The organism is Paenibacillus sp. MT86 (assembly GCF_058792535.1).
The window spans coordinates 5,889,158-5,906,549 of sequence record NZ_CM179499.1 but is presented as its reverse complement, the minus strand read 5'-3'; the positions used below and the strand labels follow the sequence as shown (position 1 = coordinate 5,906,549).

The 17,392-nt window shown below is 52.0% G+C and carries 14 protein-coding genes; 11 read left to right on the top strand and 3 right to left on the bottom strand.

Going from position 1 to position 17,392, the window contains the following annotated elements:
* Positions 1-40 precede the first annotated feature (40 nt).
* Positions 41-994: a D-2-hydroxyacid dehydrogenase gene (locus tag AC3RCL_RS26790; protein ID WP_492533034.1), complete on the bottom strand. Its 954-nt coding sequence runs from the start codon at positions 992-994 to the stop codon at positions 41-43.
* Positions 995-1,292: 298 nt separating this feature from the next.
* Between AC3RCL_RS26790 and thpR the strand changes: the two genes are divergently transcribed.
* The 3 genes from thpR (at position 1,293) to AC3RCL_RS26775 (ending at position 3,594) form a co-directional block, all read left to right on the top strand.
* The gene (thpR, locus tag AC3RCL_RS26785; RefSeq protein WP_492533032.1) at positions 1,293-1,874 is read left to right on the top strand and encodes an RNA 2',3'-cyclic phosphodiesterase; all 582 of its coding nucleotides are present in this window, start codon (positions 1,293-1,295) and stop codon (positions 1,872-1,874) included.
* A gap of 97 nt (positions 1,875-1,971) precedes the next feature.
* A complete protein-coding gene (locus tag AC3RCL_RS26780) occupies positions 1,972-2,868 on the top strand; it encodes a cell wall hydrolase (protein WP_009590448.1) in 897 nt (298 codons plus the stop codon).
* 42 nt (positions 2,869-2,910) lie between these two features.
* Positions 2,911-3,594, top strand: coding sequence for a metal-dependent hydrolase (locus tag AC3RCL_RS26775; RefSeq protein ID WP_375121912.1), 684 nt, complete (start codon positions 2,911-2,913; stop codon positions 3,592-3,594).
* 98 nt (positions 3,595-3,692) lie between these two features.
* Here AC3RCL_RS26775 and AC3RCL_RS26770 read toward each other — a convergent pair whose 3' ends face one another.
* A complete protein-coding gene (locus tag AC3RCL_RS26770; RefSeq protein WP_192570647.1) occupies positions 3,693-4,868 on the bottom strand; it encodes an MGDG synthase family glycosyltransferase in 1,176 nt (391 codons plus the stop codon).
* Positions 4,869-5,195: 327 nt separating this feature from the next.
* On the opposite strand from AC3RCL_RS26770, the gene AC3RCL_RS26765 reads away from it, so the two are divergent.
* The 6 genes from AC3RCL_RS26765 to AC3RCL_RS26740 all read left to right on the top strand — a co-directional run bounded on the left by AC3RCL_RS26765 (position 5,196) and on the right by AC3RCL_RS26740 (position 15,376).
* The gene (locus tag AC3RCL_RS26765; RefSeq protein ID WP_015737333.1) at positions 5,196-5,777 is read left to right on the top strand and encodes a TetR/AcrR family transcriptional regulator; all 582 of its coding nucleotides are present in this window, start codon (positions 5,196-5,198) and stop codon (positions 5,775-5,777) included.
* Positions 5,778-5,990: 213 nt separating this feature from the next.
* Positions 5,991-8,258, top strand: coding sequence for a YhgE/Pip family protein (locus AC3RCL_RS26760; RefSeq protein WP_492533029.1), 2,268 nt, complete (start codon positions 5,991-5,993; stop codon positions 8,256-8,258).
* Positions 8,259-8,335: 77 nt separating this feature from the next.
* On the top strand, positions 8,336-8,536 hold the full coding sequence (locus tag AC3RCL_RS26755) for a hypothetical protein (RefSeq protein WP_452518023.1): 201 nt from the start codon (positions 8,336-8,338) through the stop codon (positions 8,534-8,536).
* 351 nt (positions 8,537-8,887) lie between these two features.
* On the top strand, positions 8,888-13,483 hold the full coding sequence (gene gltB, locus AC3RCL_RS26750; RefSeq protein WP_492533027.1) for a glutamate synthase large subunit: 4,596 nt from the start codon (positions 8,888-8,890) through the stop codon (positions 13,481-13,483).
* A gap of 197 nt (positions 13,484-13,680) precedes the next feature.
* Positions 13,681-14,874 (top strand): transposase, encoded by a 1,194-nt coding sequence (locus AC3RCL_RS26745; protein ID WP_487717185.1) that lies wholly within the window; start codon positions 13,681-13,683, stop codon positions 14,872-14,874.
* Between the two features lie 355 nt (positions 14,875-15,229).
* A complete protein-coding gene (locus AC3RCL_RS26740; protein ID WP_009590439.1) occupies positions 15,230-15,376 on the top strand; it encodes a hypothetical protein in 147 nt (48 codons plus the stop codon).
* Between the two features lie 97 nt (positions 15,377-15,473).
* On the opposite strand, the gene AC3RCL_RS26735 is transcribed toward AC3RCL_RS26740, so the two are convergent.
* Positions 15,474-15,842 carry a helix-turn-helix domain-containing protein gene (locus tag AC3RCL_RS26735; protein ID WP_009590422.1) on the bottom strand — a complete coding sequence of 123 codons (369 nt, stop codon included), beginning with the start codon at positions 15,840-15,842 and terminating at the stop codon, positions 15,474-15,476.
* 328 nt (positions 15,843-16,170) lie between these two features.
* Between AC3RCL_RS26735 and AC3RCL_RS26730 the strand changes: the two genes are divergently transcribed.
* Together AC3RCL_RS26730 and AC3RCL_RS26725 are read left to right on the top strand one after the other, a co-directional pair.
* Positions 16,171-16,581, top strand: a complete 411-nt coding sequence (locus tag AC3RCL_RS26730; protein ID WP_015737328.1) for a hypothetical protein — start codon at positions 16,171-16,173, stop codon at positions 16,579-16,581.
* Positions 16,582-16,697: 116 nt separating this feature from the next.
* Complete coding sequence (locus AC3RCL_RS26725) at positions 16,698-17,387, top strand: CpsD/CapB family tyrosine-protein kinase (RefSeq protein WP_009590428.1); 690 nt, start codon at positions 16,698-16,700, stop codon at positions 17,385-17,387.
* Positions 17,388-17,392: the final 5 nt, after the last annotated feature.

The following is a 17,392-nucleotide window of genomic DNA, read 5'->3' as shown; positions in this document are numbered from 1 at the left end:
TCTAGATACGAAACGGTGCTTCACGACTTGTTGCCTGGTCTTAGTACGACTTGCTGTAATCGATCACATTGCGGGATAACGGCTCTCCGTTTACGTAGTGCTTTAAATTCTCCAGGAAAATATCCACGGCACGCTCGCCGTATCGATCCGTATCGCCTGCCATGTGAGGCGTCATGAGGACGTTGTCCAGGTTCCACAGCGGATGGTCCGCAGGAAGAGGCTCTTCCTCGAAGACATCCAGACCCGCGCCTGCCAAAGCTCCGGATTGCAGCGCTTGGACCATGTCGTCCATGACCACGGTCTGGCCGCGGCCTACGTTCACGAAGAAGGCGGAGTCCTTCATCGCCGAGAATCTTGCCGTATTGAACAATCCGCGGGTTTCATCGGTCAGCGGCAGGATATTGACGATGTAATCGCCTTGCGCCAGTGCTTCATCGAGCTGATCGACCTTATACATCGATTCCACGTTAGGATCGGACTTGCCGGAGTTGCGGACCCCGACGGTCCGCATGCCGAACGCCTGGGCCACCCGTGCCGTATGGCTGCCGATTTGGCCGACGCCGACGATGACGATGGTTTTGCCGGCCAATTCCGTGAACGTGCCGGATGTATCCCACTTGTTGTTCGACTGCTGACGGATCGCGAGATGAAGGTTGCGGTTGAAGGCCAGGATCATCGCAAAAATATGCTCCGTGATCGGAACGCTATGTACGCCGCTGGCGTTGGTCAACTGAATGCCTTTTTCCTCTAGTTCCCGGAGCGGCATTTTATCCACCCCGGCCGACCAGGCTTGAATCCATTTGAGCTTACTGTCGGCGGACAATACCTCGTCCTGCATGGAGCGTGACCAGCCGATCATGATCTCGGCATTCCGAACGATGCTTCCCGTCAGCTCTTTCGCTTTTGTCACCAACAGGTCATAGTCGGGGGCAATCTCCTTGATTTTTTGCTGCTGCTCGGCGGTTAAGTCGTGTATGGCCACGATGTTCGGCATGGTACTACCTCCTAAGGAATATGATGTTCAACCAGAATCATAGCGAAAATCTCTTAGGGAACATATTATCAGAAATCATCGCTTTGCGCATGAACGAACGGACGCGATTGGTAAATTTGTACATGAATTATTGTCCGATTTATGGTAAATTGAAGCTTCATCATATTTTTAGGCGAATTTGATGTACCCCTCATACTATTTTCAGATGTTCTTGCTCAAACTATAAACGAACCAGGAAAACATGGTGGCAGTGCTTAGACTGCTAGCGATAAAAGATGATTGGAAGGAAGTGTCGTAGTTGAGCCATTCGGCTGAGGGAGCTATGGATCGTTTGTTTGTTGCCGTGCGTCTGCCTTCGGAGGTCTCCTCCCGGATACAGGATTGGACGGAAACATTGAGGAAGCAAGCCAATTTCAAAAAATGGGTTCATCCGCAGGATTACCACATTACCTTACAGTTTCTGGGCGATACGCCCTCTCATCGCATAGCGGAGCTCGCCGAAGCGCTCCAGGAGGTAGCCAAGGAACGCAAGCCCTTCAAGCTCAGTCTTTATGATGCCGGCGTGTTCGGGGCAAGCGGCTCCCCAAGGATTCTATGGGCTGGGGTCGGCGGGGATCTGAATGCGCTCGCTGAGCTGCAGCAATCGGTCGTGTCGCGGATGGAATCTTTCGGATTCGTACCGGAGGAGCGTCCCTTTCGACCGCATATTACGGTTGGCCGGAAATTTCAAGGAAATCAAACATTTTCTTTGGATGTTATCGGAAAAGGACCCGAACCTATCCAGTGGGACGTGCTAGAAATGGTTCTTTTTCGAACAAATTTACAGGCGAGCCCGATGTACGAAACCGTAGGTGTGGCGCGGCTTTCGGCCATTTTTTGAAATTGAAAATAGAATGTTCATAAAATTACCATGTTTTCAACGCCTAAAAATGTGGTTACATAGTGTAGAAATGTGCCGACATCATAGGAGGAAAAATATGGTTATGAAAGTGCTACGGCAAAATCGCTGGGTTGCGCTGCTCATCGGAGCGCTCTTTGTGAGTTTGTCTCTTATAAGTTTGCTTGGAATGCAATCGAAAACGACGGAAGGGAAAGAGCCAAAGCAGGACATGCCCAAATTTGTAACGGCTGCTCCGGTTCCGGAAGGCGACCCTGATCACTACGTTAAAGCTGAGAGTAGGCAGCAGGATAGGGAACCTGTCAACATTTTGTCTTCAATTGTTTTCCAAGAGTGGAATAAGCCGGGGAGCAAGGTTCATGCTTTTTCAAACGCAAAAGGCATTGGTTTAGCCTCCGGGAAGATCGACTCGAAAGCATCATTGAAGACTGCAGATGAGAAGAAGAAAGCAACCAAATCTCAGGCTGCGGACGGGAAACCGGCAAAACAGAAGGGGACTCATGTCGTCAAATCCAAGGCGGAAAGCCTATCACCCCCCACAACTTTATTCTTCACAAGAACAAATACGTTAACCCAGGACCAAAAAGACAAAGCGACCTGGACCTATGATTTGTCAGCTGAAGAACTGCTTCTGCTCCAGAAGATTGTCATGGCAGAGGCGGAAGGCGAACCGTACGAAGGCAAGGTGGCAGTTGCCAACGTTGTCTTAAACCGGCTGCGGTCAGCCAATTTTCCCGATACGATTACCGATGTCATCTATCAAAAGCATCAATTTAGTCCTGTAGCGAACGGGCGTCTTAAACGTGTCCAGCCGAACGAAGAGACGATTAAGTCCGTGAATGCGGCGCTTCATGGCCAAAAAGAGGTGAAGGACGATACGTACTTCTTCCTGTCTTTGAAGCTGGCTCAGGATCTCACGGTGCATCATTCCAGGACTTTTGTTAAAAAAATAGGAAATCACTCTTTTTACAAGTAGTGCCCATAAGGGTAAACTAGGATGTAGGAGGTGTGTTTAACCATGAATATTACGTATTATGGCCATTCCAGCATATTGGTGGAGGAAGGCGGCGTTCGTGTCATCATCGACCCGTTGCTGTCCGGTAATCCCGGTTCCGGCATCGAACCCAGTGACGTGAAAGTGGATGCAGTGGTTCTGACGCATGGGCACTCCGACCACTTTGGCGACTGCATCGAAATCGCGAAACAGAATGATTGTCCGATTATCGCCGTGTACGAACTCGCCGTGTATTGCGGCCAGCAGGGAGTCAAATCCCATGGAATGAATATCGGCGGAAGCGCGCAGTTCGACGGTTTTAAGGTGAAGTTTACCCCGGCCTTCCATTCTTCCTCCATCTCGGTGGGGGATACCTGGATCTATGCGGGGCAGCCTGGAGGCGTCATTCTGACCATGGGCGGAAAAACGTTCTATCATGCTGGCGACACAAGTTTGTTTGGCGATATGCGGCTGATCGGAGAGATGAACAACATCGATGCAGCCGCGCTGCCGATCGGGGATATGTTGACGATGGGCCCGCAGGACGCCCTGCTGGCCGCACAGTGGATTCGTGCGAAGCATGTCATCCCGGTACACTATGACACGTTCCCGGGCATTAAACAGGATGCAAGGGCCTTCTGCGACGAACTGGCCCAAACGGGCATTCAGGGTCATCCGTTGAAAGCGGGAGAAACGCTGGAAATATAGATCGATTTATACTTAAAAAAGCTTCCCTGTCACATAGGACAGGGAAGCTTTTTGGTAGAGGATAAGTGCATAAGCGCGTTCTGGGAACAGGATGCATATTAGGGCTGGTCCGCCAATATTTTGACGGCATCTTCGGGATAAACGGGTATGCGTCCTTCGGTCAGCAATCCCATCACCTGGCCGGCGCAGTGGTCGGGCTCCAGATGAGGCGTGCGCTGCCGGACGGCTCCGTTACGCTTCTTCTCCACCTGGTCATAATGATCGGACAGCAGGTTCAACCACTTGTCGATCACGGCAGGGGAGTCGAGAATTTCCCCGTAGCCTTCGCTGACAAAGAAGTGGGAATTCACTTCTTCCTGTCCCGGGATAGGCTCATAGAACAGCATCGGAATTCCCTTGGCGGCTCCTTCCGTGCATGTCATCCCGCCGGGCTTCGTAATGAGAAGATCGGACACGTCCATCAATTTATGTATATCGTCCCGATAACCGAGAACATGAATGTTGGGATGCTGGAAGATCGGATCTTCGCGCATGCTGGCAACCAGCTTATCGTTCTGTCCCATACAGAAGACCAGCTGGATATCATCGGCCCTGCCGGCCAGCTTGCTGAGCAGCTCCTTGTTGAATACGAGGCCCCATCCGCCCCCCATGATCAGCACGGTGGGCATGTTCTTTAATTCAAGCTCGGCCTGCAGCGCAACCCGGCTGCCTCTTTCCCAGAATTTCGGATGCACCGGAATGCCGGTCACATGGATGAATTCAGGCTCAATCTCCCGCAGCATGAGCATCTTTTTCACATGAGGCGTCGATACGAGATATTCATCAACCTCCGGATTGACCCAGGTGCCGTGCGCATCATAGTCGGTAATCAGCGTATAGAGCGGAACATCAAGCCCCTGGCGCTTCAGGCGGGAGACCACGGCGTTGGGAAACGGGTGGGTGCATATGATCAGATCCGGTTTCAGCTCCTCGATGACGCGCTGGGCCTGCGCATAGAAAATCCGATGCAGCGCGAGCCGCGTCAGACGATTTAACGATTTCTTATATTGCGAACGGTACAGCATGCCGACAAGGCGCGGCCGGGTGCTGACGGTTTTTCGATAAGCGGACAAAATCAACGGCCCCACGGTGGGATTCAAAAAATTGCCAAGTTCAATGACGCGGCAGTGGATGCGGGGATTCATCCGCTGTATACCTTCAGCCAGCGCATACGCCGCTTGCGTATGTCCTGTGCCGAAACCCTCTGAGAAGAGGAGCACTCTTGTATATCGCATGGTTTCACCTACTTCTTTCTCCCTCTATCTTACAAAACAGGAATCATTTTTTGAAGAGCGGCGCGAAAAAAAAGAGTATGCATCCTAAGTATACGCGCAAAAGGGAAAAGCATTTCAATTTATTTTACCGGCGGACTTTTTCTTTCATTAGACGTTATGATAAGATTTGAACCCTGCATCCGCATTTTCAAAAAAATTTAACGAAAGATATTGCAACGCATCCGATAATCTGGTAAAGTGATTTTTGACCGAATGACCAGAATTGTATTTTGGTCAGTTTCGAAAGAAAAGGCCAATCAAAAGAAGATCGTAGAAGGAGGGGTAAGCATGCCAGCTGTGGACCGACGGAAGCAGGTGCTAGATGCTGCCTCCAAGTCGTTTGCTTTGTTCGGATACAAAGCGACGACGATGGAACAGGTGGCGAAGATTGCAAATGTTGGGAAAGGCACGATCTACACGTTTTTCACGAATAAGGATGAGCTGTTCGACGAGATCCTGCTATCGGCCATCATGGAGATGAAACGTCTGGCCGAACGGGAGATACGGAAGGACAGGGATTTCTTTGACAATCTCTACCGGGTGCTGGATGCGCTGCTTGAATTCCGAAGCGAGCATGAGCTGTTCATCAAGCTGTCGCAGGAAGTTCGGGACATCGGCACGCCTAAGGCGCATGAGGGATTGACGAAAGTGGAGAACGGAATCGTCGGGTATCTCAAGGGAATCGTGGAGAATGCCATTTCGATCGGTGAGATCAAGCCGCTGGATGCTCAGGTGGTATCCTTTGTGATGCTGAAGCTGTACGTTGCGCTCACGACCGACTTCAATCAGCTTCACAAGCCGCTCAGCAAGGAACAGATCAAGGAATATATGATGGTGTTCTTGGCTGACGGGCTCAAAGCCTCCTCGTAAGAGGAAGATGCAATCTCCTTCGTGATGAGGAAGGCGGACTCTCTTGGCTTGAGGGATCGCCTTCCTTGCCAGGGATCGTTTTTTTTGGTCTAAAATGACCGAATGAGCATATTGGTCATTGTGTACTGGAATGAAGATGTGATTTGCCGTAAGAGCAGATTCATGTCGGCTGGTAAACTGCTGTATCTATAGAAAAAAAAGGAGAGAGACTGGATGAAGTCATTATCTGTGTTTGCCAAAGATCTTGGTGCCGCCGTTCGGAATAAAAAAATATTGATTCCGATCATCGCGGTGCTGTTCATACCGGTCATGTACAGCGGTATGTTCCTCGGGGCCTTCTGGGACCCGTACGGAAAGATGGAGGATTTGCCCGTAGCGGTCGTCAATAACGACCAGGGCGCCGTTTTTGAAGGAAAGACGCTTCACGCCGGCGATGATTTGGTGGCCGAGCTGAAGAAGGGAAAAGATTTTAATTGGCAGTTCGTTAACCGGAGCGAAGCTGAACAGGGCATGCAGGATAACAAATACTACATGACCATCAGCATTCCGGAAAATTTCTCGCAGCAGGCGACAACGTTAATGGATGAACATCCGCAGCCTGCGCAAATCGTCTTCGAGCCGAACGAAGGCTACAACTTTCTTGCGGCACAGATCGGCGGATCTGCCGTGAAGCAGATTCAGTCCAAGGTGTCGGCGAAAGTGACTGAAGCCTACACGGAAACCCTGTTCGACCAAGTGGCCAAAGTATCTGACGGCCTAAGCGAAGCGGGGGACGGCGCCACGAAGCTGTCCGAAGGTGCCGTGAAGCTGGACGACGGCGCAGTGAAGCTCAAAGAGAACTTGGCTAAACTCGTCAGCGGCACGCAGGAGCTGCAAGACGGCATCGCGCCATTGACGCAGGGCGTGCAGGAGCTGAATAACGGTGCCGGCAAGCTGAACACGGGAGCGGGCTCCCTCGCCTCCGGCCTGGATCAGCTTAAGGCGGCTCACAGCCAGCTGCAAGCAGGGGCAGAAGAGGCCGGCAAGGGCGGTGCCAAGCTGCAGGCGGGCATTGAATCGGCCGCAGCCGGCAGCACGGCCTTGAATGAAGGCCTGCAAGCCAACCAGGCAGGGGCAGCCCAGCTTGCCGCGGGAGCGAAGAGCGCTCATGATGGCAGCGGCAGCCTGAAGGCCGGCCTGAATCAATCGCTGGAAGCCACGGCTGCGCTGGAGCAAGGCGCAAAGGCCGTTGCGGACGGCCTGAAGCAGCTGGCCGAAGGCAATCCGGAGCTGGCGCAAAGTCCGGAGGTGCAGCAGCTGCTGGCCGCGAGCCAGTCCGTCGCCTCCGGCACGAGTGAGCTGAATGCCGGTCAGAAGCAGCTGGCGCAAGGCGCAGCGGAGCTGAATCAAGGCACGCAGCAGCTGCAGGAAGGCGCAGGCAAGCTGAGCGCCGGCGCGAACCAGCTCGCTGACGGCGGCAAACAGCTCGCCGCGGGCGGCCAAGAGCTGCTGGCCGGCGCCAAACAGCTGAACGCCGGCCAAAACCAATTGGCCGACGGCATGAAGCTGTTCGGCTCGAAGCTGAGCGAAGCGGCCGCCGGCGGCAAGGAGCTTGCCAGCGGCGCGGCCGCCCTGTCGCAGGGCACGCAGCAGCTGGCAGGCGGAGCCGGCAAGCTGGGAAGCGGCGTAACGACCCTCGCCGACGGCTCGAAACAGCTGGATTCCGGGGCTGGCGAGCTGGTCAACGGAATGAACGAATTGAAGGAAGGCAGCGGGGAGCTTGCAGGCAAGCTGAACGAGGCTGCCGACAAGACTGGCGGTATCCAAACCACCGACGAAACGGTCACGATGTTTGCCGGACCGGTTCAGGTAGATGAGCATAAAGTGAACGAAGTACCGAACTACGGTACCGGATTCGCGCCATACTTCCTGTCGCTCGGCTTGTTTGTCGGAGCCCTGCTCTGCACGATTATTCTGCCGATCCGCCAGGCATCGGTACCGAACGCATCGGGCTGGAACCGGTTTGTCAGCCGTACGCTGTCCTTTGCCGGCATGGGATTGATTCAAGCGCTGCTGGCTTCGGTTGTCATGCTGTACGGATTGAAGCTAGAGGTTCAGAGCGTTCCGCTCTTCTATCTCTTCTCCATCATTACCAGCTTGTCGTTCATGTTCCTGGTGCAAATGTTCGTCACATGGCTGGATCAGCCTGGACGCTTCGTCGTCATCGTAATCCTGATCCTTCAATTGACAACGAGCGCGGGCACGTTCCCGGTAGAGCTGATTCCGAACTGGATGAAGGCTTTGAATCCGCTGCTGCCGATGACCTACAGCGTAAAAGGCTACAAAGACGTCATTTCCACGGGAAGCTTCGACGGCATGTGGGCCAACGTGGGCGTACTGGCCGGATTCGGTCTGGTGTTCCTAGTGTTGACCGCGGTGTACTTCCTGGCAATCCGAAACAACAAGCAAGCAGCAGACGCCGATACAGCGGTGACTGCGTAAGAAGAACTTCTATATAATATGTAAGGAAAAGGACTTCCCCGGGGGATCGAACAGATCCAGGGGAGGTCCTTTTTTTGATGAGCCGATATAACGTGTCGATCATCGACGCGATACCGGGTATGGTTGCGTCAAGGTTCATCGGCCCCCCTCAACCTGCTGCTGAAATACTCCCGAGAACCGATCATGAAGGAGCTTCATTTTATATAGGATGGATGGTCAGGATGATCACGGCTTCACTGCCGGAGAGAGGAGTGAGCGGCCAAAGCGGAGCGATATGATAACGAATTACGAAAAAAGTGATGAAAACCGCTTGTTCGGAATGTTCTATTTGCATGTTTTTTTGCACTATTCTACATAATATTTAACTAACTTTTGTGATTACTCTCACAAAAACAATTCTTATCAAATTCATAAAAACTTTGAATTGCCTGCATTGTATGACGGTGATAAAATATATAGAACTAATTAATCTTACGTGTTAGGTAAATGTTAACCCTTGTCGCTTTTGCACAATACTGCATCGCCTCAAGACAGTGTGTCCACTGCAGGAGAGGATTGATGTCCAACCTTTACGTTTTTCTGTTATTGATCAGCAGCATTTTATTCTATAAAAAGAAAGGTTGCATCTTATGAAACATACTGATTTTCCCCAGAAACAGGGCCTCTATGATCCGCAGTTCGAAAAAGATGCTTGTGGTATGGGTTTCGTTGCCCATATCAAGGGTAAGCCATCCCATGAAATCGTCAGCAGCGCGCTGACCATGCTTGCCAATATGGAGCATCGCGGCGGTCAGGGCAGCGAGCCGAACTCCGGCGACGGTGCGGGGATCATGTTGCAGATTCCTCATTCCTTCTTTGCTGCCGAAGCGGCGAAACTGGGCTTTGAGCTTCCCGAAGCCGGGCATTACGGTGCAGGCATGCTGTTCCTTTCCCATGATCCTGCCGTCCGTTCGGCGCATGAGGAGCAGTTGGCTTCGATTATTGCCGAAGAAGGCCAGACCCTGCTTGGCTTCCGCGATGTGCCTACCCATGATGAAATGCTGGGCAAGTCCGCAAAAGCGGCAAAGCCGTATGTCCGCCAAGTGTTCATCGGCCGCAGCGCCGACATTCAGGATGATCTCTCGTTCGAGCGCAAGCTGTATGTCATCCGCCGCCGCGCCGAGCTGGCGATCCGTTACAGCGGCAAGCCCGAAGGCGACAGCTTCTACGTATCCAGCCTCTCCTGCCGAAAAATCGTATATAAAGGCATGTTGACGACGGAGCAGGTGGGGGAATTTTACCTGGACCTGCAGGATGAGGGCTTGGAATCGGCGATAGCGCTCATTCACTCCCGTTTCAGCACGAATACGTTCCCGAGCTGGGAACGTGCGCATCCGTACCGTTTCATGATTCACAACGGCGAAATCAATACGCTGCGCGGAAATGTGAACTGGATGCACGCGCGCCAGTCCATGTTCGAGCATGAGCTGTTCGGAAGCGATCTGGAGAAGGTGAAACCTGTCATCAACCCGGACGGTTCCGATACCGGGATGTTCGATAATACATTTGAATTCCTGTACCTCAGCGGTCGTTCTCTGCCGCACGTGGCCATGATGATGGTTCCCGAGCCGTGGAGCAACCATGAGAGCATGGATAAGACCAAAAAAGCATTCTACGAATACCACAGCACGCTGATGGAGCCATGGGACGGACCAGCGGCGATGGCATTCACGGACGGCGTTCAGATCGGCGCCACCCTGGACCGGAACGGGCTGCGCCCATCCCGTTATTACGTGACGAAGGATGATCTGATCATCCTGTCCTCCGAAGCGGGCGTTCTGGACGTTGCGCCGGAAAAGGTGCTGTACAAGGATCGCTTGCGTCCTGGACGCATGCTGCTTGTCGACACGAAGGAAGGCCGTATCATTTCCGACGAGGAAGTCAAAGCCAGCATCGCGGCTGAGCTTCCGTATTCCGAATGGCTGGATGAGCATCTGGTAGAGCTGCATGATCTTCCTGATGCGCCGGAACTTCCAGATCCGAAGCATGAGAATGTGCGTCAGCTCCAACAAGCGTTCGGCTACACGTACGAGGAACTGCGCAAAGTGATCGAGCCGATGGCGATCACGGGCGCGGAAGCGATCGCTTCCATGGGATATGACGCACCGCTTGCAGTGCTGTCCGACCGCCCGCAGCGGCTGTTCAACTACTTCAAGCAGATGTTCGCCCAAGTGACGAATCCGCCGATCGATGCGATCCGCGAGGAGCTGGTCACTTCGACGGCGACGACGATCGGCCCGGAGCGCAATCTGCTGAAGCCGGAACCGGAAAGCTGCCGCCACATCCGCCTGGATTCGCCGGTGCTGTCCAACGAAGAGTTTGCGAAGCTGCGCCATGTCCGCCGTCCGGGCTTCAAGTCCATGACGATTCCGATTTTCTTCCCGGCGGCCGAAGGAGCCGAAGGGCTTCGCAAGGCGATCGACACCCTTTGCGAAGCTGCGGACCGAGTCATCGCCAAGGGGCATAACATCCTGATCCTGTCTGACCGCGGCGTGGATAAGGACAATGCGGCGATTCCTTCGCTGCTAGCCGTTTCGTCGCTCCATCATCACCTGATTCGTCAGGGAACCCGGACCAAGGTGGCGATCCTGCTGGAATCGGGCGAGCCTCGCGAAGTGCATCATTACGCCCTGCTGCTCGGTTACGGCGTGAGCGCGGTCAACCCGTATCTTGCGTTCGAAACGCTGGACGACATGATTCAGGAAGGCATGCTTCGCGGCATCTCGCATGAGAAGGCTGTGAAAAATTACATTAAAGCGGCAAGCAAAAGCGTCGTGAAAGTGTTGTCGAAGATGGGGATTTCCACGATTCAGTCCTATCGCGGCGCACAAATCTTTGAAGCCGTCGGCCTGAAGGAAGATTTCGTGGAGAGCTACTTCACGCGGACGCCGTCCCGCATCGGCGGCATCGGCCTGGAGGAAGTGGCCAGGGAAACGCTGGCCCATCACGAGCGTGCTTTTACCGACAAGGACGGCAACGATAAAGCGCTGGATTCAGCCGGCGAATACCAATGGAGAGCGGACGGGGAAGAGCATTTGTTCAATCCGAGAACCATCCATTTGCTGCAGCAGGCCGTCCGGACCAATGACTACGCAACTTACAAGAAATACGCCGAGCTCGTGCAGGGTGAGAATGAGCAGCATCTGACGCTTCGCGCACTGCTCAAAATCAAGCCGGCCGGCAAACCGGTGCCGCTCGATGAGGTTGAATCCGCGGAGTCCATCATGCGCCGATTCAAAACGGGCGCGATGTCCTTCGGCTCCATCAGCAAGGAAGCGCATGAAAGCCTCGCGATCGGGATGAACCGCATCGGCGGCAAGAGCAATACGGGTGAAGGCGGAGAGGATCCGGCCCGCTTCATTCCGGATGCCAACGGCGATTCCCGCCGAAGTGCCATCAAGCAGGTGGCGTCGGGACGTTTCGGCGTCACTTCCAATTACCTGGTGAACGCGGACGAAATCCAGATCAAGATGGCGCAGGGAGCGAAGCCGGGTGAAGGCGGACAGCTGCCGGGCCGCAAGGTATACCCTTGGGTGGCCGAGGTCCGCGGTTCGACGCCGGGCGTAGGGCTGATCTCGCCGCCGCCGCATCATGATATTTACTCCATCGAGGATTTGGCGGAGCTGATCTATGACCTGAAAAATTCCAATCCACGTGCGGATATCAACGTGAAGCTCGTATCCGAAGTGGGCGTAGGCACGATTGCCGCAGGCGTTGCGAAGGGCCGCGCGGACATCATCCTGATCAGCGGTTACGATGGCGGCACGGGTGCTTCGCCGCAAGGCTCCATCCGTCATGCCGGCATGCCTTGGGAGCTTGGGCTTGCCGAGACCCATCAAACCCTCATCATGAACAATCTGCGTGACCGCGTGGTGCTGGAGACCGACGGCAAAATGCTGAACGGGCGCGATTTGGTAGTGGCGGCTCTGCTCGGAGCCGAAGAGTATGGATTCTCAACGGCACCATTGATTGCCGTCGGATGCATTATGATGCGCGTCTGCCAAATGGACACCTGTCCGGTCGGCGTGGCCACGCAGAATCCGGAGCTGCGCAAGAACTTTACGGGAGATCCGGAGCATGTCGCCAACTTTATGCGCTTTGTCGCTCAAGACATGCGCGAGCTGATGGCTGAGCTTGGCTTCCGTACCATTAACGAGATGATTGGTCGTACGGATTGCCTGGATGCCGTCAAAGCGGAACATCATTGGAAGAAGAAAGGCGTGGATATTTCGGCATTGCTGTATACGCCGGAGCTTCCGGAGGGCAGCACGCGCTACCGTACCCAAAGACAGAATCATGGTCTGGAACAGACGCTGGATATGCGTTCGCTGCTGGGCACCGCGGCGCCGGCATTGGAATCGGGTGCTGCGGTGAAGGGCGCCTTCCCGATCACGAACGTGGACCGTGCCGTGGGAACCATCCTGGGAAGCGAAGTCACGCGCAAGTATGGTGCTGCCGGATTGCCGGAAGACACCATTCAATTCGACTTCGTGGGTTCCGCAGGGCAGAGCTTCGGCGCATTTGTGCCGAAAGGGATGACGCTGACGGTTGAAGGGGATGCCAACGACTATATCGGTAAAGGCCTTTCCGGCGGCAAGCTGATCGTGAAACCTTCACCTAAAGCAACCTTCAAAGCCGAGGAGAACATTATTGCGGGGAATACCGCATTCTATGGGGCTACAGGCGGAGAAGCCTATGTAAGAGGCATTGCCGGCGAGCGTTTTGCCGTACGTAATTCGGGCGCGAACATCGTCGTCGAAGGCGTCGGCGATCATGGTTGCGAATACATGACCGGCGGCCGGGTGGTCGTTCTCGGGGAAACCGGACGCAACTTCGCGGCCGGGATGTCCGGCGGCATAGCCTACGTCTATGATCCTGAGGGAACCTTCGTGGATCGCTGCAATCTGGAGATGGTGCTTCTGGAACGCGTCGAGGATGGAACGGAAGCGGAAGCCCTCCATCGTCTTGTCCGGCAGCATGAGCAGTATACCGGCAGCGTGCCGGCACAGCAAATTCTGGGAGACTGGGATCAAGCGCTCAGCCGCTTCGTCCGTATCATTCCGAAGGATTACAAACGCATGCTGCTGCATATCGAGAAGGTACAGGATCAAGGCCTGACGGGGGAAGCAGCGCTCCTCGCCGCCTTCGAGGCGAATATGAAAGAGCTGGCACGTACAGGGAACTAGAATCCAAAACGTATGACGGGAAACCACATTGTATTCTTTAATGAATGCAATGTGGTTTTTCTTCATATATGAGCATTTTGCATTAATCTGAGCCCTTGATACACAAGGATTTTCAAACATAAAAAAGGGACTTCACCCCAATTTGGAGAAGTTTTCAAGTGACCAAACCCAAAAACTCCGAGAGGAAGTGAAGTCACTTGTATATTCTCCAAGAAAGTCTATTTTCCTTTGAGGATCTGTTAAAAATGCAATCAAAAGATCGATTGCCCATTTTTTTTAGCGTCTTGGATCTTCGCCCTTATGCCAAGCAATTGAGAAGTCGTTCACCCCGTGGCGCTGACGGGCACTGTAGAGAAGGAATTCTTCGTGCACTTTTGGCTGCGCCGCTTGAGCATATTCAAACGTTTACTGGCTTGCATCATCGATTGGAAACAGATCTTCGATTTCGCTATCAGTGTGGACTTTCATTAGATCGCAAAGCACCGTCTATTTCTACGCTAAGCCGGGTCTTCGCCGAACTGACAAAGAAAAAATTGGCACAGCAGCTATTCGAGAATCTGGTCAACCTCTGTCAGCAAGAGGGCATCATCGACGGCAGCCACATTGCGATCGACAGCGCCGCCATCCATGCTTATGAGAAGAAGCAACCCAAGCGCAAAAGTGAGCAGACCGGCGATGCCAACTGGGGCGCAAAGTTCGATTCATTCGGCCACAAAGTCACTTGGTTCGGATACAAACTCCACCTAGCTGTTGACACGAAAAGCGAACTTCCGCTAGCACTAGAAGTCACGCCCGCACATGTCAATGACGGAGAAATGGCACCTGGTCTGATTGCGAAGGTAGCTGCCAAAACGAGCGCGAAATTCTTTATGCTCGATGCGGGCTACGATCAAATGAAAGTTTACGAAGCCGCTCGAAACGTGAAAGCGCAAGCCATCATCCCTCTGAACCCCCGAGGAGAGAAAGAACCTCCTGCCGGGATGACAGCAACCGGAACGCCATGTTGCTCGATGGGGTTCGCCATGACTTACTGGGGTGCTGACGGCGATTACTTGAAGTTCCGTTGTCCTCATGCCACGGGCAAAGTCGACTGCCCATTAGGCATGGCGGCTTGCTCGACTTCCAACTATGGTATGGTCGTCAAGGTGGATGCGAAGGACGATCTTCGGCGATACTGCAGCCCTCATCGAGATACAAAACGCTGGAAGGAGCTTTACAACAAGCGTACAAGTGTGGAACGATGCAACTCCAGAATGAAAACCTATCTTTCGGCTGATGGCATGCATGTCTGGGGCATCCAGAAAGTAACGACTCACCAGTATTTGAATGCCATCGTGCTGCTCGTATCCGCTCTTTCCATTGTTTCTAGAAAACAACAAACGGCAGCTTAAAAATTGAAACTGATGAAATTCTGCTGGTCTGCCCATTTTTAGAATCGAGTCACTTAGTAGTCTGGGGCTATTGATTTCTGCTGTCTGTTACACAAAAACGGAATTATGCAAAATGCTCATATAAATAAATTACAAGGGTTTAAGAATCTTCTATGATGATGACAGGATTCACCAAAAGAAAATTCGACAAAATTAGAACCGGAAGCATAGGACAAAGGCTCCACAAGACGACAGCATCATGTGATTTCATTCGTTATAATATTGGTAAGTAAGTTGTTGGGAAGATATGCGTTGTCAGCGTGTTCATGCAGCAGGGATGGAGATGAAACTATAGATAAGCGAGGTAGTTGAAGAAATGAGTGTGGACAAGGAGAGAGGCTCCGGAAGCACCGAGCAGCGGCTTGACCAGCAGAAGACGAACATCGACATCAATAAGCTCATGACTCAATTGGGAATCCATCCTGATAAATGGCTGCAAATGGAGGAAGCTCATAACGATTAATACATTTGTCATTGCTAAACATGACTCTAGTGAAAATCCCCGATACCGCTATGATGGACATAGTGAGTAACGGGGATTTCCATCTTCATGATCTGCATTATTTCATGGAGCGTTCCATGCGAACAAAAGCAATAAATCTTTTGGCTTCCTCTTCGGTTAACTTGCGGCCATCCACCGTGAGATTGAACCGCTCCAGCAAATCCTGGTCCGAAAGCTCAAGTCCGTCCACAAATGAGCGAACCTCCGGGTCAAGCACCGATTTCTCCAATGTTGTTCTCCCGATCAGATAGTCTATGGATACGTCAAAGAGGTCTGCCAGGCGGGTCAATGTTTCAAAATCCGGCTTGCGCCGGTTTTTTTCGTAATGGGATAGTGCAGCACGAGTAATGCCGACAGAGGTTGCGAGTTCTTCTTGAGTCCACCCGCGCTGTTCACGTAGTTCTGCAATTCGTTCTCCGTAGTTCATGCTTTGATCCCCCTTTCAATTGCTTGGCATACCTAATGGTGTGATTAGAAAAATGCGTCGATTTTATATAAAGCAGCTTAATGTACGTAAAGTCACGGTTTGGTGATGAGAGGGTCGTAAAAATACGTAACATCCTAAATTTACACACGGAAGGTAGAAAATGACGATTTTTCTATTGACTCGATACGATATGTATCGTAAAATTGGAAAATAAAACGATACAATTTGTATCTGTTATCATTTTTTAAGTGACACTTAGTATCATTTTATCCATCGATAAAATGTCCCATACCAGAATTTATAGAAATAAAGGAGAATTAAAATCCTGATGTCAAGCGAAACGAAGCATCTTATTAAGGTAGGGATTAGAGTCATGGAGATTGGTCCCCTGAGCCTGCACGGCAGAAGCCACGATGTGACGCCGATCGAGCTGGGTCCGGAGAAGCTTGTTTTCCTGTGTCCCTGGGATATCCCCATGAGTCCCAAGATAAAGCTGCGTTATGAAATCGATGACATGTTTGATCATATTCAGGTTTATGGGAGGATACAGACTCAAGAGCCATTGCATGATTATCGGTTGTATCAGGTTCAAATATGTACGGATCGTGATCAGAAAGCACGGATAACAGGCATGCTTAACCGGATGATAAGCAGTCATGTGGCGTTTAGCCATGCCGTTTATCAAAATTACATATATCGTTCGCCAGGCCAATATAATAAAAAGCTAATCATACAGTAACAAACTAGATACAGACATTTTACTATATTTAAGATGCTTGGTCATTAGTTCTTTTACCTTAAATCCGCTCACTCTTTTCACAGGGATCGGACTATTTTAATAGGCAGGTGAGTTAAATGGCGAGAAAATACAAAAATCCTCTGGTTACCGTCATTAACCCGAAATCTCCGGCAGCGGAATCGTATCGGGGGCTAAGGACGAACATTCAATTTTCCGTTCATGACAAACAGGTAAGGGTGATCATGGTTGGCTCGGCTCAAATGAACGAAGGCAAAACAACCACAGTTAGCAACTTGGCCGTCGCCTATGCGCATGAAGGCAAAAATGTGCTGTTGATTGAAGCGGATTTGCGCAAACCCTCACTGCATCACGTATTCGGCGTTTCGAACGATACCGGATTGACCAATGTCTTGGCCCAGCAGGTAGACGTTGAAGACGTCATTCGGCCGACGGCGGTTACGAATCTCTCCGTCATAACTTCCGGCTCCATTCCATACAACCCTTCCGAAATGCTAGGTTCCCACAACATGCAAATGTTAGTTCACGATCTTAAGCAACGCTACGACATGATTTTGTTTGATACCCCTCCCATATTGGCAGTGAGCGATGCGCTTATTGTCAGTGCTTTATGTGATGGCGTCGTTTTGGTTGTACTGGGTGGGAAGGTGAAGAAATCCCAAGTGAGAAAAGCCAAAACTCAACTTGAGCATGTTAAGGCCCATCTTCTTGGGGTAGTGCTTAACAATATAACGATCAGAGAAAATGAAGCAGAACAGCTTTATTACGGTAGTAAGTGGTTGAAATGAAGAAC

Excerpts from the sequence above, each read along its gene's own strand:
- AC3RCL_RS26755 (WP_452518023.1), top strand. The coding sequence starts at position 8,336 with ATGAGCCGATATAACGTGTCGATCATCGACGCGATACCGGGTATGGTT.
- AC3RCL_RS26735 (WP_009590422.1), bottom strand. The coding sequence starts at position 15,842 with ATGAACTACGGAGAACGAATTGCAGAACTACGTGAACAGCGCGGGTGG.
- gltB (WP_492533027.1), top strand. The coding sequence starts at position 8,888 with ATGAAACATACTGATTTTCCCCAGAAACAGGGCCTCTATGATCCGCAG.
- AC3RCL_RS26780 (WP_009590448.1), top strand. The coding sequence starts at position 1,972 with ATGGTTATGAAAGTGCTACGGCAAAATCGCTGGGTTGCGCTGCTCATC.
- AC3RCL_RS26770 (WP_192570647.1), bottom strand. The coding sequence starts at position 4,868 with ATGCGATATACAAGAGTGCTCCTCTTCTCAGAGGGTTTCGGCACAGGA.
- AC3RCL_RS26730 (WP_015737328.1), top strand. The coding sequence starts at position 16,171 with ATGTCAAGCGAAACGAAGCATCTTATTAAGGTAGGGATTAGAGTCATG.
- AC3RCL_RS26775 (WP_375121912.1), top strand. The coding sequence starts at position 2,911 with ATGAATATTACGTATTATGGCCATTCCAGCATATTGGTGGAGGAAGGC.
- AC3RCL_RS26790 (WP_492533034.1), bottom strand. The coding sequence starts at position 994 with ATGCCGAACATCGTGGCCATACACGACTTAACCGCCGAGCAGCAGCAA.
- AC3RCL_RS26725 (WP_009590428.1), top strand. The coding sequence starts at position 16,698 with ATGGCGAGAAAATACAAAAATCCTCTGGTTACCGTCATTAACCCGAAA.
- AC3RCL_RS26760 (WP_492533029.1), top strand. The coding sequence starts at position 5,991 with ATGAAGTCATTATCTGTGTTTGCCAAAGATCTTGGTGCCGCCGTTCGG.
- AC3RCL_RS26765 (WP_015737333.1), top strand. The coding sequence starts at position 5,196 with ATGCCAGCTGTGGACCGACGGAAGCAGGTGCTAGATGCTGCCTCCAAG.
- AC3RCL_RS26740 (WP_009590439.1), top strand. The coding sequence starts at position 15,230 with ATGAGTGTGGACAAGGAGAGAGGCTCCGGAAGCACCGAGCAGCGGCTT.